15 protein-coding genes are annotated in these 13,919 nt (G+C 62.2%); 11 read left to right on the top strand and 4 right to left on the bottom strand.

Going from position 1 to position 13,919, the window contains the following annotated elements; genetic code table 11:
- Nucleotides 1-81: 81 nt before the first annotated feature.
- The 3 genes from FJ417_RS25790 to FJ417_RS33225 all read left to right on the top strand — a co-directional run bounded on the left by FJ417_RS25790 (nt 82) and on the right by FJ417_RS33225 (nt 2,996).
- A complete protein-coding gene (locus FJ417_RS25790; protein WP_140785370.1) occupies nt 82-1,290 on the top strand; it encodes an amidohydrolase family protein in 1,209 nt (402 codons plus the stop codon).
- Between the two features lie 114 nt (nt 1,291-1,404).
- Complete coding sequence (locus FJ417_RS25795) at nt 1,405-2,352, top strand: lysozyme inhibitor LprI family protein (protein WP_140785371.1); 948 nt, start codon at nt 1,405-1,407, stop codon at nt 2,350-2,352.
- Between the two features lie 485 nt (nt 2,353-2,837).
- Nucleotides 2,838-2,996, top strand: coding sequence for a hypothetical protein (locus FJ417_RS33225; RefSeq protein ID WP_181167012.1), 159 nt, complete (start codon nt 2,838-2,840; stop codon nt 2,994-2,996).
- A 40-nt stretch (nt 2,997-3,036) separates the two neighbouring features.
- On the opposite strand, the gene FJ417_RS25805 is transcribed toward FJ417_RS33225, so the two are convergent.
- The gene (locus tag FJ417_RS25805; RefSeq protein WP_140645495.1) at nt 3,037-3,777 is read right to left on the bottom strand and encodes a sulfotransferase family protein; all 741 of its coding nucleotides are present in this window, start codon (nt 3,775-3,777) and stop codon (nt 3,037-3,039) included.
- 272 nt (nt 3,778-4,049) lie between these two features.
- Between FJ417_RS25805 and FJ417_RS25810 the strand changes: the two genes are divergently transcribed.
- Together FJ417_RS25810 and FJ417_RS25815 are read left to right on the top strand one after the other, a co-directional pair.
- A complete protein-coding gene (locus FJ417_RS25810; protein WP_181183301.1) occupies nt 4,050-5,219 on the top strand; it encodes a PLP-dependent aminotransferase family protein in 1,170 nt (389 codons plus the stop codon).
- A 265-nt stretch (nt 5,220-5,484) separates the two neighbouring features.
- Nucleotides 5,485-6,033: a YbhB/YbcL family Raf kinase inhibitor-like protein gene (locus FJ417_RS25815; RefSeq protein ID WP_181183297.1), complete on the top strand. Its 549-nt coding sequence runs from the start codon at nt 5,485-5,487 to the stop codon at nt 6,031-6,033.
- Between the two features lie 31 nt (nt 6,034-6,064).
- Here FJ417_RS25815 and yghU read toward each other — a convergent pair whose 3' ends face one another.
- Entirely contained in the window at nt 6,065-6,934 is an 870-nt protein-coding gene (gene yghU / locus FJ417_RS25820; RefSeq protein ID WP_140785375.1) for a glutathione-dependent disulfide-bond oxidoreductase, read from the bottom strand.
- A 344-nt stretch (nt 6,935-7,278) separates the two neighbouring features.
- On the opposite strand from yghU, the gene FJ417_RS25825 reads away from it, so the two are divergent.
- Together FJ417_RS25825 and FJ417_RS25830 are read left to right on the top strand one after the other, a co-directional pair.
- Nucleotides 7,279-8,181: a S1C family serine protease gene (locus tag FJ417_RS25825; RefSeq protein ID WP_140785376.1), complete on the top strand. Its 903-nt coding sequence runs from the start codon at nt 7,279-7,281 to the stop codon at nt 8,179-8,181.
- A gap of 13 nt (nt 8,182-8,194) precedes the next feature.
- A complete protein-coding gene (locus FJ417_RS25830) occupies nt 8,195-9,136 on the top strand; it encodes a LysR family transcriptional regulator (protein WP_140785377.1) in 942 nt (313 codons plus the stop codon).
- Here the strand turns inward: FJ417_RS25830 and FJ417_RS25835 are convergent.
- The gene (locus tag FJ417_RS25835) at nt 9,087-9,815 is read right to left on the bottom strand and encodes an SDR family oxidoreductase (protein WP_140785378.1); all 729 of its coding nucleotides are present in this window, start codon (nt 9,813-9,815) and stop codon (nt 9,087-9,089) included. The genes FJ417_RS25830 and FJ417_RS25835 overlap by 50 nt on opposite strands.
- 326 nt (nt 9,816-10,141) lie before the next feature.
- On the opposite strand from FJ417_RS25835, the gene FJ417_RS25840 reads away from it, so the two are divergent.
- From FJ417_RS25840 to FJ417_RS25855, 4 genes are all read left to right on the top strand, one after another.
- On the top strand, nt 10,142-10,957 hold the full coding sequence (locus FJ417_RS25840) for a basic amino acid ABC transporter substrate-binding protein (RefSeq protein WP_210240670.1): 816 nt from the start codon (nt 10,142-10,144) through the stop codon (nt 10,955-10,957).
- A 128-nt stretch (nt 10,958-11,085) separates the two neighbouring features.
- Nucleotides 11,086-11,754 (top strand): amino acid ABC transporter permease, encoded by a 669-nt coding sequence (locus FJ417_RS25845; protein ID WP_140645502.1) that lies wholly within the window; start codon nt 11,086-11,088, stop codon nt 11,752-11,754.
- Entirely contained in the window at nt 11,741-12,463 is a 723-nt protein-coding gene (locus FJ417_RS25850; RefSeq protein WP_140645503.1) for an amino acid ABC transporter ATP-binding protein, read from the top strand. The genes FJ417_RS25845 and FJ417_RS25850 overlap by 14 nt, the downstream gene beginning before the upstream one ends.
- 149 nt (nt 12,464-12,612) lie before the next feature.
- The gene (locus tag FJ417_RS25855) at nt 12,613-13,215 is read left to right on the top strand and encodes a YdeI/OmpD-associated family protein (protein ID WP_140785379.1); all 603 of its coding nucleotides are present in this window, start codon (nt 12,613-12,615) and stop codon (nt 13,213-13,215) included.
- A gap of 115 nt (nt 13,216-13,330) precedes the next feature.
- Here FJ417_RS25855 and FJ417_RS25860 read toward each other — a convergent pair whose 3' ends face one another.
- Entirely contained in the window at nt 13,331-13,639 is a 309-nt protein-coding gene (locus FJ417_RS25860) for a hypothetical protein (protein ID WP_140710066.1), read from the bottom strand.
- Between the last annotated feature and the right edge of the window lie 280 nt (nt 13,640-13,919).

Below are 13,919 nucleotides of genomic sequence, written 5' to 3' on the forward strand. Positions count from 1 at the left end.
AAGGCGAAGGCGAAACACTTTCTCCCTCGATCCGCATTGACCTGGTCCGCCCGACCGGCGACGACTGAGGCTTCCTTTTCAATGGATTGCATCGTGGACCAGACTCATTTTCTCAACGCCAAGCTTGCCGACGGCACGGTTGCTGACCTCGCCGTCGCCGGCGGCCGTTTCAGCGTCATTGTGCCTGCAGCCAATGCGACAACGCCGCCGGCTGGCGCCATCGATCTCGCCGGCCAACTCGTGCTGCCGGCTTTCGTCGAGGGTCATATCCATCTCGACACCTCCTTCTATGGCGATGCCTGGCGCCCGCACATTCCCTGCACCAATGGTTTTGACGTGCGCGAGCGGGTCGCCTTCCAGATGCGCAATCTCGAGCAGGCCGCGCCGATGGAAGAGCGCGCGAAAAGCCAGCTCGAGCTCTGCGTCGGCAATGGCAGCCTTACCATGCGCAGCCATGTCATGGTCGACGCCGCGGTCGGGCTGAAGCATGTCGAGACGATCCTTGGCGTGCGGGAGAAATACCGCGACCTGATCGACATCCAGCTCGTCGCCTTCCCGCAGAGCGGCATTCTGTCCTCGCCAGGCACCGCGGAGCTGCTCGACGAGGCGCTCAAGCTCGGCTGCGACCTGATCGGCGGGCTCGACCCGGCAAGCTTCGACCGTGATGTGAAAGGCCATCTCGATGTCGTCTTCGGCCTTGCCGAAAAGCACGGCGCCGGCGTCGACATCCACCTGCATGACCGCGGCACGCTTGGCCTGTTCGAGATCGAGGAAATAGTCGCCCGGACCGCGGCACTGGGCATGCAGGGAAAAGTCGCCGTCAGCCACGCTTACGGGCTGGGCGACATCTCCGCCGATGCGTTGGCCGGAGCCGGCGAGCGGATCGCCGCCGCCGGCGTCGCCATCATGACCAACGCGCCCGGCGATCATCCTTTCCCGCCGGTGGCGGCGCTGCGCAAGGCGGGCATCACGGTCTTCGCCGGCTCCGACAACATCCGCGATTCCTGGTGGCCCTATGGCGATGGCGACATGCTCAACCGCGCCAACATGATCGGCTACCGCTCCGGCTTCTACGAGGACTGGGAACTGGAAGCCGCTTACGACATGGTGAGTTGTGCCGGCGCCAAGGCGCTCGGGCTCGAGGGCTACGGCATCGCCGTCGGCACCAGGGCGGATTTCGTTGCGCTGAAGGCAGAGCATGTCTCGGAAGCGGTGGTCGCGGTGCCGAGGGAGCGCACCGTATATCGGGCGGGCAGGGAAGTGGTGCGAGGCGGGAAGGTGAGTAGGTAAGGATTGCCAAGGCATTGTCTCTTTTACCCAACGATGAATGGAACGGCTTGCGTGTTTTGTAGTCGCGGATATAAGTTTGGCTTATAATTTTTTTGTTTTTGGCGACCTTGGTTAATGGCGAAGAGCGGCATTCATCAGATCATCGATTGGAAAGATCGTCGTGGGCCTGCTCGAATTGGATTTGAAGTTGTCAGCGAAGCAGAGCAATTAAGGGACCGTTGGCACAGAAAACTAAAGGCAGAAGTCGAGTTCTCTGATTTTGTTCCAATTAGACTTGTGACTATTATTGAGGTATTTGTACGCGAAATTTTAAGGGAAATTGTAGACTATGGACAGCCATATTTCGATAGGGCCGAAAGATTTACTAGAGGGGGTGCAAAAATTGATTTTGATTTTCTATCCAATTTGCAGGGGAAGAAAATTTCTGTAGGAGATCTAGTTGGTCATAGCGTGTCAGTAAACAATCCAACTCAGATTATTTCTAACTTTGAGACCGTGATTCCAGATTTTGTCACTAGATTAAAGGTATCCCATGCAAGGTGGTCAGAAGAGATACAAGAGTGGCCTCTTCCGTCGATTATAGGTGACTATAATAAGACGATCAAAGATTTAACCCGCTTGTTTGAGGTACGGCATATTCTTACCCATGAGTTGCCTCGCGACGCAGTCTACGATCTTTCGGAAATCGAAGTTTTTTTGGCGGTAACTCATGAGTTTTTGGACGCTGCCTCTTGGGTCGTTGTGGAAACACTAGAGGGACATGTTCCTCGCACACAAATGGCGATGAATCAGCGTGCGGGCATGAAAATGAACGATCTACAGTCAGAAATGGATTCGCTCCTCGCTGATATCGAACAAAGCGGCGCCGTGGACGGTGGCGCATTGAAAAAGAGTCAAAAAGCTTGGTCCAGATATGCTGACCGAGAGGCTGACCTTCACGCATCGCTAGTATCTGGCGGGTCCATGTATCCTATGGTATGGGCCTCAGCGAAATCGGATATCACTAAAAGTCGCATAGATGCTCTGCGGTGGTGGATAACCCGAGAGGAGCATGATCTATAGCGGCCGAATTTTGGACCGGCTTTGCGATTGCCCGGGATCATCCGACCGGAAATCGGCCCGTTGCTTGACAGCCTATGCGCCGATGCCGCACGTTTCTGTGTAGGTTGGGGACTTCGCCATGAAGAAAGAATACGCAAAACCATCGCTCCTTCGCAAAGGCCGGCTCTCGGCGCAGACCGCGCAACAGGCCGGATCGGATTCGCAGGCGCCGGAGTAAAGCGCACCCTCCCTCGGGGTGAGACATGACTCAACACATTCGGCGATAAGCCCAAGCGCGTGACGTTTCAGGCCATGCACGCTCGCGCCTTGCGCGCAGGGTGCATGCCCGACCCCATAAATTAATTTGCATGCATATGTTTCAAGCCGCTCCGGCTTCGTGAAGCATTTCACCGTTCGCGCGCAATCCACCGGTTACAGACGCATCGCAAAAGCGGCACCGGGAAGAGGCGGCACCGGTTTTCCGCCGCTGATCTATGGAGGTTTCCATGTTCAAAAGTCTTAACCGAATCCGGGCCGCCTTCGAGCAGGCCAGCAAGCGCCGCCGCACGACGCGTCAGCTGAACGAACTGCCGGCGGAGGTCCAAAAGGACATTGGCTGGCCGGAACAGTCGAACCACCTCGACGAGATCCGGTTGCCGTTCTGATCGCGGCCGGCTGCGGGCACTGGCGGACGGATAGGGGTTGCTATCCCAGCCACCACCATAAACCGCCGACCGCCAGCGCGATCAGGACCGCAACGCCGGCAAGCATCAGATAGGATCCCATGATCATCTCGTTGATGATCTTCTTGATGCTGGCGCGGTCGTTGAGATTGGGGAAGGGCTCGTTGGGCAGCGCGACCCCGAGGAAATCGCAGAGCGGCGCCCAGCCGTCGCTGACCTTGAACACCAAAAGCTTCTCCGGCGGCACCGCTGCCTTCACCTCGTCGATATAGGAATTGTAGCGCGCCACCGCCTTGTCGCGGTCGTTCATCACGCCCTTCAGCGTTCGGCCCCAGATCAGCTTGCGCGACATATCGCCGAACTTGCGGCCGAAGGGTGTGAGCCATTCCAGCACTTTGAATTGCCAGACGTTCTCGGTGAAGTAGATCGTGTCGATTGTGCTGTCATACCAGGCTTCGCCTCCGCGCGGATGCAGCGTCAGCAGCACTTTAGCGTCGGGATAAGCGGCCATCAGCTCACGCCACACGCAACAGCCCGGATTGTCGACGGTCGCCCGGTAGTTGGAAAAGACCCGGTTCCAGTCGTGCTGGCTGCCCGGCGGGCTGTTCGCCACCTTGCGCCAGAAGTCGAGGTGGCCCTTGTTGGCCTTGTTGATGATGACTTCCTGCATATGGTAGCTCGGAAAGCCCAGCCGGTTCAGCGCGGCGAAAGTCGACCACGTGCCGGTGCGGCCGAAACCGGCCCCGATGACTTCGAGTGTCATGCGCGTCCCCCCTTGGTCCGGATTGATTTTCTCTCGGCTTCCGGTTCTTTGGTCGTGATCGTGCGCCCGGCCGGCCGATCGCGCAATGGCTTTCCATTAGCGTTCGCACAAATTTTGTGGACCAAATGTCGCCTGGACGATGCGCCATGGTCGTTTTGTGTATTCACGCGAAAGGCGCGGCCTGATAATAGGTCAACCAAGCTGACCTAAATAAGCACTGCGGGAGGTGCGCCTTGACCCTGTTGAACCTTCTGGCCTCGCGCTCCTCGCGCATGAAGGCTTCGGAAATCCGCGAGCTGTTGAAGCTGCTCGACCAGCCGGACATCATCTCCTTCGCCGGCGGCATTCCCGACCCGTCGCTGTTTCCGGCCGAAGCCATCGCCGATGCCTATCAGGCGGTGCTGGGCGGCAAGGAGGCGGGGGCCGCGCTGCAGTACCAGGTCAGCGAAGGTTTCCTGCCGCTGCGCAAATGGCTGGCCGGTGAAATGGGCAAGCTCGGTGTCCCGTGCGACGAGGGCAACATCTTCATCACCTCCGGCTCGCAGCAGGGGCTCGACTATCTCGGCAAGCTGTTCCTGTCGCCCGGCGACACGGCGCTTGTCACCTGGCCGACCTATCTCGGCGCGCTGCAGGCCTTCAACGCCTACGAGCCGCGCTACGACCGGCTCAACCCGGCCGGCGGCAACATGACGCCGCAGGCTTACCGCACCGCGGCGGCGGCTAATGGCGGCAAGGTGAAGTTCGCCTATCTGGTGCCGGATTTCGCCAACCCGACCGGCGAGACGCTCGATCGCGCGCAGCGCAAGGCGGTGCTCGATCTTGCCGGGGAACTCGATATCGCCGTCATCGAGGATGCCCCTTACCGTGCGCTGCGTTACGGCGGCAAGGCCGAGCCGCCGATCCTGGCGCTCGACTGCGCGCGCTCGGGGGGCATCGAGAAGGCGCGTACGCTCTTCTGCGGCTCCTTCTCGAAAGTCATGTCGCCCGGCATGCGTGTCGGCTGGGTCTGCGCGCCGCGCCATGTCGTGGAAAAGCTGGTGCTGATGAAGCAGGCGTCCGACCTGCACAGCCCCTCGATCAACCAGATCGTCATGCACCGGGTCGCCGAGACCATCTTCGATGCCCAGGTGGACAAGCTGATCGGCGCCTACCGCAAGCGCCGGGACGCGCTGCTTTCGGCGCTGGAAACCAACATGCCCGACGGTATTTCCTGGAGCCGCCCGGACGGCGGCATGTTCGTCTGGCTGACGCTGCCGGATGGCGCTGACGCCACCGAACTTTTGGCGCGCTCGGTCAAGGAGGCGCGCGTCGCCTTCGTGCCGGGCAACGCCTTCTACGCCGACGGTACCGGCCGCAACACGCTGCGCATGTCGTTCACCCTTGCCGACGACCGCGCGGTGAACGAAGGCGTGCCGAGACTGGCGAGGCTGCTGCGGGCGTAAGCCGGCTATCACCTCATTCTCGCGCAGGCGTGATTGGTAGTGCGCAGCCGTGATTGTTCGCGGGGCCGATTCCTCGGCTAGTGTCGCGACCGATCCAACACCCCCTGGATCGACCCGACCTTGGGGTCCCACCTCCATGGTCCGAACGAAGAGCCCCGACGGCCTCCACCGGCGGGGCTTTTTTGTTGTCCAGGCAGGCGGTCGCGGCAGTTCGCCCTTTTTCGGGCCGCTTTTCCGCTACGCTGCGTTTTCCAGGGAGGATCAAATGACAACCTTGCGTCTCGGCTTCACCATGCTTGTCCTTGTCGCCTCCGCCGGCCATGCGGCGGCCTTCGAGATCTCCAGCCCGTCGGTTTCGGACGGCAAATGGGACGCGAAATATCTCGGCGACAAGCCCGGCTGCGGTGGGCAAAGCATCTCGATCGCCCTTGCCTGGAAGGATCCGCCCGCCGGCACCAAGAGTTACGCGCTGACCATGTTCGACGCCGACGCCAATGGCGGCAAGGGTTTCTGGCACTGGCTGGCCTGGAACATCCCGGCGAGCGCCAAGGGTCTGAAAGAAGGCGCCGGCGCGCAGGGCGGCAAGCGCATGCCCAAGGGAGCGGTGCTCGGCAAGGGCGGCGTCGGCCGCGCCGGCTATTTCGGCCCATGCCCGCCGCCGGGCAGCGGCCAGCATCACTATGTCTTCACGCTCTATGCGCTGGGCGAAAAGACGCTGCGTACGCCGGACAATCCGTTACCGGACATGGTCTCGGTCGCCGCCAAGAGCTCCGCGCTCGGCGTGGCGAGTGTGACGTATACATTCGGGAGGTAGCCAATCTCCCCTCGAGAGGGGAGATTAACCCTTACTCCGCCGCCTCCAGCTTATCCTGCGTCTTCGTCTCGAAGTCGCTGGCGTCATGGCGCTCGCGCAGCTGGAAGGCCGGATCGCCGGACATGCGGTTGACCATGCGGCCGCGGCTTACCGCCGGCCTGGCGTCGATCGCGTCGGCCCAGCGCTGCACGTTCTTGTATTCATGCACCGAGAGGAACTGCGCGGCGTCGTTGTAGCTGCGGCCCTTGGCCAGCCCGCCATACCAGGGCCACACCGCCATGTCGGCGATGGTGTAGTCGGGGCCGGCAAGATACTCGCTCTCGGCCAGGCGGCGGTCGAGCACGTCCATCTGCCGCTTGGTCTCCATGGCGAAGCGGTCGATCGCATATTCGATCTTGTGCGGCGCATAGGCGTAGAAATGGCCGAAGCCGCCGCCGAGATAGGGCGCCGAGCCCATCTGCCAGAACAGCCACGAGAAGGTTTCCGCGCGCGCCGCGCGCTCGGTCGGCAGGAACGCGCCGAATTTTTCGGCGAGATAGGTGAGGATCGAGCCGGATTCGAACACGCGCACCGGCTTCGGCTCGCTGCGGTCCATCAGCGCCGGGATCTTCGAGTTCGGGTTGACCCCGACGAATCCGCTGCCGAACTGGTCGCCGTCGCCGATCTTGATCAGCCAGGCATCATACTCTGCGCCCTTGTGGCCGAGCGCCAGCAACTCCTCCAGCATGATCGTAACCTTCTGGCCGTTGGGCGTGGCCAGTGAATAGAGCTGCAGCGGGTGCTTGCCGACCGGCAGTTTCTTCTCATGCGTCGGGCCCGCGATCGGCCGGTTGATCGAGGCGAACTGACCACCATTGGGCTTGTTCCAGGTCCAGACTTTCGGTGGGGTGTATTCGTCCATGTTGGCGGCCCTGTGTTTCGTAAGCGGCGGGAAGTCCGCCGCGGATGCCGTTAGACTTAGGTGCGGTTCCGCGCGCGTCAAAGAAAAAAGTTCAATCTTCGTTGAACTAGCGCTTGTGCCAGTGCCTTTCCCTTCTCCCCTTGTGAAGAAGTTGGATCGGCGCGCGGCGCCGAGACGGGTGAGGGGTGTTCCAGCGGAGGGTGGCGTCTGTGCTCTCTGGAGTCCCCTCATCAGTCGCCTTCGGCGAAACCCTCTCCCACGAGGGGGCAAGGGGGAAATCCGCCCTTGCGCCGCGCTCCTTCGGCCATACTTATAGGCAAAGACCCGCAATGCAGGATGGATAGATGACCATCGAGAAAATTTCGCGCTCCGTCGTTGCCGTGCGCGCCACGGTGCCGGACGACGCTTTCACCGCCAATGCGCTGGGCACGCGCCGCGAAGGCAGCGGCGTGGTGATCCGCGACAATGGCCTGGTGCTCACCATCGGCTATCTCATCACCGAGGCCGAGGAAGTGTGGCTGACCGACCAGGACGGCCGCGTGGTCGCCGCGCACGCGCTTGCCTATGACCAGGAAACCGGCTTCGGCCTTGTTCAGGCGCTGTCGCCACTCAACCTTCCGGCTGTGCAGTTCGGCAATGCCAGGAAGACCAATATCGGCGATGCCGTTACGCTCGCCGACGGCATCGGCCAGCAGGTCGACGCTCACATCGTCACCAAGCAGGAATTCGCCGGCTACTGGGAGTATCTGATCGACGAGGCGATCTTCATTGCGCCCGCCCACCCGTCCTGGGGCGGGGCCGCGCTGTTCGACCGCGCCGGCAAGCTGCTCGGCGTCGGATCGCTGCGCCTGCAGATGAGCCGCGCCGGCGAGGTGGCCGACATCAACATGGTCGTGCCTATCGATCTTCTGACGCCGATTCTCGACGATCTGATCAAGCGCGGCCAGGCGGCCAAGGCGCCGCGTCCGTGGCTCGGCGCCTTCTCGGCCGAGTCGAACGGCATGGTGGTGGTGATGAGCGTCGCCGAAGGCGGCCCGGCCGCGCAGGCGGGCCTGCGCCAGGGCGACATCATCTCCGACGTGCGCGACGGCGAAGTCGACGGTCTGGCCGATTTCTACAGAAAACTCTGGCAGAACCCGGCCGGTGCGGAAATTCCGCTACGCGTCGTGCGCGACGGCCGCGAGACATGGCTGCGCGTCAAATCCGCTGACCGCAATTCCTTCCTGAAGAAGCCGCAGCTGCAGTAGGCTTGAAGCGCCGATGCATCCCCGGCTGCTGAAGACCTTCCTCGCGGTCGCGCGCACCCGCAACGTCACGCGCGCGGCGCGGGAGCTCCATCTCGCCCAGTCGAGCGTCAGCGATCAGATCCAGGCGCTGGAGGCCGAGCTTGGCGCCAGTCTCTTCACCCGCTCGCGGCAGGGGCTCACCCTGACGCCGGCCGGCGAGGCGCTGAAACCCTATGCCGAGGACCTGCTGGCGCTTGCCGACGACGCCCGCGCCGCCATCGATGCCACCAGCGCCGAGGCGGCCGGCAGCCTGTCGATCGGCGCGCTGGAGACGATCGCCGCGGCAAGGCTGGCGCCATGGCTTGCTGGTTTCCGCGCCGACCATCCCGGCATCGATATCAAGCTGCGGATCGCCGGCAGCGGCGAGTTGCTGCGCAGGCTGGGCGACGGCGAGATCGACGTCGCTTTCTGCTTCGAGCGATCCGATGCCCATGAGACGGACCCGCGCCTTGCCAGGCGCGCCGTTGCGGTCGAGCCGCTGGCGCTGATCGCGCCTCCGGGCGACAACCGGGCGGATGTCGATCTGGCGGCGCTGGCCGAAAAGCCTTTCGTCGCCACCGAAACCGGCTGCGTCTACCGCGCCATGGTCGACAAGGCGTTTGCCGAGGCAGGTCTTGGCAAGCCAAGATTGGCCGCCGAAGCCGGCAGCATCGACGCCATAGCCGGGCTGGTGGCGGCCGGCGCCGGCTTTGGCCTTGTGCCGCGGCTCGCTGTCGTCGCCGCGATCGATCGCGGCGAGGTGGCCGAGCTCGCCTGGCCCGGCTCGGTCCGCTCGGCGGACGTGGTGATGATCTGGCGCCGCCGCCGCGTCCAGCCGCCGGCGTTGAAAGCGTTGCTGACCGCTCTAGGGGAGGGCTTCGTCCCGGTCAAACCAGCCGGTGCCCGCCCTCGACATGCAGCGTCTCTCCCGTCGTAAAGCCATTGCCGATCAGGAAGCGGATTGCGTCGGCGATGTCGTCGGGCCTTCCGACCCGCCCCACGGGTAATCGCTCCGCCATGGCGGCCAGCGTCTGCGCCTTCCCGTCGCCGGAGACGAACTCCCATATCGGCGTATCGACCCAGCCGGGCGACACGGCGTTGACGCGGATCGGCGCGAGTTCCAAAGCCAGCGCTCTTACCAGCCCTTCCAGCGCCGCGTTGACGGCTGCGACCACCGAGCCGCGAGCCGCCGGCCGATAGGCCGCGATGCCGGAGACGAAGGTGAGCGAACCGGTCGGCGGCAGCTTCGGCGCGCCATGCTTGGCGAGCAGCAGCGGCCCGTAAAATTTGCTTTCAACCACCCGCTGCGCGGCCGAAAGCTCGATCTCCGGCAACAGGCGGTAGGCGCCTTCGATGGCGGCGGCGGTGCTGACGATATGGTCGAGCCTGCCGATGCGCTCGAAAAGCGCTGCGACCCCGTCCTCGCGGCTTATATCGACCACGGCTGTCTCGAGCGTGCCCGGCTGGCCGAGTTCTTCCCGCGCCGCGCTCAGCTTCGCCTGCCCGCGCCCGGCGATGATGACGCCGGCGCCTTCCTCGAGACAGCGCTTGGCAAGCGCCAGCCCCATGCCCGAGCTGCCGCCGACGATCAGGATTCTCTGCTTGTCCATGTCCATGCCTTTCTTTTGCCTGGACAGGGTTTGGCAGGCCGCCGCGCGAAGCGGAAACGGAAGAATCCGATGGTGCCATAGGAAGCTCCGATGGCGGGGGTCGACGCGCTCGCCCCACTTCTACCGCAGGCTCTGGCATAACCGGTCGCGAGACCTGGCCGCGCATGAAATCCGCCGGCCGCGGCTCTTCCTGAGGAACCGCAACTGCGGCAACCTTGACTTGGGCGCGGCCCGATCCAGATGCACGGTACGGGCTCCGAGTTCATGCATTGCGCACCACTCCTGATCGTCGACGCCTTCAGCAGACGAATGCCCGCCGAAAGGAGATATCTGTGAACAACAAGTCGCTTATCATGCTGGCAACGTCGATGGTTTCCGGCCTCGTATTTTCATTCGGCGCAACGCCCATGGCGGCCGCGCAGAGCGCGGCAACCAACATCGTGGTCGGTGCCGACACGACCTTCCCGCCATTCGAGACCGAGACGAATGGCGAAGTCACGGGCTTCGACATCGACATGATCAAGGCGATCGCCAAGGCCGAGGACATGACGGTCAGCCTGAAAACACTGCCGTTCAACGGGATCATCCCGAGTCTGCAGGCCGGCTCGATCGACGCCGCGGTTGCCGGAATAACGATCAAGACCAGCCGCATGCAGAACGTCGATTTCAGCGACGCGTATTACAAATCCGGCCTTTCGGTGCTGGTGAAGAAAGACTCCGGCATAAAGGGCTTCGACGATCTCAAGGGCCACGTGGTCGCGACCAAGAAGGCAACCTCGTCGGTCGACTACCTGACCGGTCATGGCTTCGCGCCGGATTATGTGAAGCAGTTCCAGAGCATCGATGCAGCCTATCAGGCGCTCGAAACCGGCGGGGCCGACGCGGTCATCTTCGACAATCCTGTCAACGTCAACTTCAAGGCCGGCCACGACAACGTCGAGACCGTGGGCCCGCTGCTGACTGGCGAATATTACGGCATCGCCATCAGCAAGCAAAAGCCGGAGCTTGTCGAGAAGATCAATGCCGGCCTCGCCAAGATCAAGCAGAGCGGCGAATACCAGAAGCTTTTCGAGAAATATTTCGGAGGCGATACCAGTGGTGTCGTCAACGAGGTTCAGAAACCGGCTTCCGTCGCGATTTCGGGCTGAGGCCGTTCGGATCATCCAAACGGCAGATCCCTTCAGCGTTCCTCCGGCAAGTCGACACGCATGGCGCCAGCCGCGCCATGCGTGTCTTCTGACGAAGCGGGCGGGAATAGCGATCCAAGGCACGGTTCATGGGCCCCATCTGGCAAAACCTACCCGTCATTCTCGATGGCCTGCGGCTTACCATCCAGTATTCGATCGTCGCCATCATCCTGATGGTGGTGATCGGCCTGTGCGCGGCGCTGATGCGCCTGTCGACTGTTGCGCCGCTGCGCTGGATCGCCACCGGCTATGTCGAGATCTTCCGGTCCACGCCGCTGCTGGTGCAACTCTTCTTCATCGTGCTTGGATTGCCGGCGATCCTGCCCGTCAACCAGTGGTTCGGACAGCTGACATATCCCATCCTCGCCGCCGCCTTCACGCTCAGCCTGAACGAGGGCGCCTATGTCACCGAGATCATCCGCGCGGGCATTCTCGGTGTCGACCGCGGCCAGAAGGAGGCGGCGCAGTCAATTGCCATGAACGGCTTTCAGACGATGCGCTATATCGTTCTGCCCCAGGCGTTCAAGCGGATGATCCCGCCGCTGGTCAACCAGGCTGCCCAGACGATCAAGGACACCTCGCTGCTGGCGCCGGTCGGCATCGCCGAGCTGGTCTACAAGGGCGAGATCGTGATTGCCGAGACCTTTGCGTCCTTTGCGATCTGGGGGCTGATTGCCGCCCTCTATTTCGTCCTCATCTTCTCGCTGTCGAAGTTCTCGTCCTACCTGGAGAGGAGGCTTCAAGTTGATAAACGTTAAGGACCTTCACAAGTCCTTTGGCCACAACGAGATCCTCAAGGGGATAACCACTCATGTGGAGGAAAAGGAGGTCGTCGTCGTCATCGGCCCCTCGGGAAGCGGCAAGAGCACTTTTCTGCGCTGCCTGAACGGCTTGGAGGCGGCAACCAGCGGCGAGATCGAAATCGCCGGCATGATGTTGACCGACCCGAAGACAAACATCCACCAACTACGTCAGCATGTCGGCATGGTGTTTCAGCAGTTCAACCTGTTCAAGCACCTGACCATTCTCGAGAATGTCACGATCGGGCCGCGCAAGGTCAAGAAGATTCCGACCGAGGAGGCCAACAGGGTCGCGCGCGAATTGCTGGCCAAGGTCGGTCTCGTCGGCAAGGAAGCGAATTATCCGGACGAACTGTCCGGCGGCCAGCAGCAGCGCGTGGCAATCGCGCGCTCGCTGGCGATGGGACCGAACGTCATGCTCTTCGACGAGCCGACCTCCGCGCTCGATCCCGAAATGGTGGGCGAGGTGCTTCAGGTCATGAAGACCCTCGCCGTTGAGGGCATGACGATGGTCGTGGTCACCCATGAGATGGGTTTTGCCCGGGAGGTTGGGCACCGTGTGATCTTCATGGATGACGGCATGATCGTCGAGGAGGGAGCGCCGAAAGCGCTTTTCTCGGATCCGCAGAGGAACCGTACAAAGAGCTTTCTGGCGAAAATCCTGTAGCCTTCGACCCGGCGGTCGTCGCTTCAATTCGCAAATGAGGAGCCCCTCGGATCAAGCCATTTAGCGCCTGCTGACAGGAACTGGCACCAGCCGTCGCTACAACCGCTGCGGAATCATCCACACTGGTGGCGACGAAAGACGAGGTGACGATGGCCCCGATAAAGGTCGACCCGGATAAGGTGCGCGAGTTCCCCGATGCCGACAGCTTCCATGCCTGGCTAGCCGACAACCACGCCAGCGAAAGCGAGGTCTGGATCAAGGTCCACAAGGTCGGGTCGGGGCTGGCGTCGATCACGCCGAAGGAGGCGATCGACGTCGTGCTTTGCTTCGGCTGGATCGACGCGGTGCGCAAGTCGCTCGACGAGAAGAGTTTCCTGCAGCGCTACACGCCGCGCGGCAGGAAGAGCATCTGGAGCAAGATCAACATCGACAACGTCGCCCGCCTGATCGAGCAGGGCCGCATGACCGAGCATGGCCTCAAGCAGGTCGAGGCGGCCAAGGCCGACGGCCGCTGGGACCGCGCCTATGGCGGATCGAAGGAGATGACCATCCCGCCCGACCTGCAGGCCGCGATCGATGCCGAGCCGAAGGCAAGGGCAATGCTGGAGAAGCTTTCGGCGCAGAACCGGTTCGCGCTCGCTTTTCGCACCCACAACATGAAGACCGAGGCGGGCCGCAAGAAGAAGATCGCCGATCTGGTGGCGATGCTGAAGCGCGGCGAGACGATCCACCCGCAGAAGAAGAAGCCGTAGACGCAAACAAAAACGCCGCCCGGAAGGAGGGCGGCGTTTTCGGGAAGCGATGATCCTGAACCCTTTGCAAGCGGTCCGGGATCATCCGGTCATGAAGTTCGAACCGCGTCAGGCCTTATGCGGCCTTCTTCGCAACATGCTTCTTCACATGGTGCTTGCGCACGTGATGCTTCTTGGCGTGATGCTTCGAGTGCTTCTTCACGTGATGATGCTTGCGGGCATGATGACGGTGATGCTTGCGATGATGCTTCTTGTGCTCGGCCTTGGCGGCGGGCTTGGCCGTCTCGGTGGTCGCGGCCGGAGCAGTCGTCGTCGTGGTCGCGGTGGTCGTCGCGGCGGCGTTGGCTTCGGTGGTGCCCAGCGCCGGCACCGCGAAAGCGAGCGCGACGGCAAGGCCGAGTGCGGAAAGAACGGTCTTTTTCATAATCGGCATTCCTTGGTTAAGAACAATGTCCTGTGTCGCGCGCCGCAAATCATCGGCTGCTCCGGTGCCGCTTATGACAGGCGCTCTTTTCGCGAGTTTTTCCCGACTGTTGAATCTTGTTTCTGGATTGTGTCCGGCGCGTCCTCGCCCTCGCGTAGCGATCCGCGAGGCTGCGCTTTCAGATGCGATAGCGTTCCTCGGCAGTGGTGAATATTGCGGGGGTTCGGAATTGCCCGTCACTCATGAACTGAATCGCATAATGATTGCGAACTCTTCACTC

The sequence above is a fragment of the Mesorhizobium sp. B3-1-7 genome, assembly GCF_006439385.1.
Lineage (GTDB): Bacteria > Pseudomonadota > Alphaproteobacteria > Rhizobiales > Rhizobiaceae > Mesorhizobium.

Excerpts from the sequence above, each read along its gene's own strand:
- FJ417_RS25855 (WP_140785379.1), top strand. The coding sequence starts at position 12,613 with ATGGCCCCGATAAAGGTCGACCCGGATAAGGTGCGCGAGTTCCCCGAT.
- FJ417_RS25795 (WP_140785371.1), top strand. The coding sequence starts at position 1,405 with ATGGCGAAGAGCGGCATTCATCAGATCATCGATTGGAAAGATCGTCGT.
- FJ417_RS25790 (WP_140785370.1), top strand. The coding sequence starts at position 82 with ATGGATTGCATCGTGGACCAGACTCATTTTCTCAACGCCAAGCTTGCC.
- FJ417_RS33225 (WP_181167012.1), top strand. The coding sequence starts at position 2,838 with ATGTTCAAAAGTCTTAACCGAATCCGGGCCGCCTTCGAGCAGGCCAGC.
- FJ417_RS25845 (WP_140645502.1), top strand. The coding sequence starts at position 11,086 with ATGGGCCCCATCTGGCAAAACCTACCCGTCATTCTCGATGGCCTGCGG.
- FJ417_RS25835 (WP_140785378.1), bottom strand. The coding sequence starts at position 9,815 with ATGGACATGGACAAGCAGAGAATCCTGATCGTCGGCGGCAGCTCGGGC.
- FJ417_RS25825 (WP_140785376.1), top strand. The coding sequence starts at position 7,279 with ATGACCATCGAGAAAATTTCGCGCTCCGTCGTTGCCGTGCGCGCCACG.
- FJ417_RS25805 (WP_140645495.1), bottom strand. The coding sequence starts at position 3,777 with ATGACACTCGAAGTCATCGGGGCCGGTTTCGGCCGCACCGGCACGTGG.
- FJ417_RS25810 (WP_181183301.1), top strand. The coding sequence starts at position 4,050 with ATGAAGGCTTCGGAAATCCGCGAGCTGTTGAAGCTGCTCGACCAGCCG.
- FJ417_RS25815 (WP_181183297.1), top strand. The coding sequence starts at position 5,485 with ATGACAACCTTGCGTCTCGGCTTCACCATGCTTGTCCTTGTCGCCTCC.
- FJ417_RS25860 (WP_140710066.1), bottom strand. The coding sequence starts at position 13,639 with ATGAAAAAGACCGTTCTTTCCGCACTCGGCCTTGCCGTCGCGCTCGCT.
- yghU (WP_140785375.1), bottom strand. The coding sequence starts at position 6,934 with ATGGACGAATACACCCCACCGAAAGTCTGGACCTGGAACAAGCCCAAT.
- FJ417_RS25830 (WP_140785377.1), top strand. The coding sequence starts at position 8,195 with ATGCATCCCCGGCTGCTGAAGACCTTCCTCGCGGTCGCGCGCACCCGC.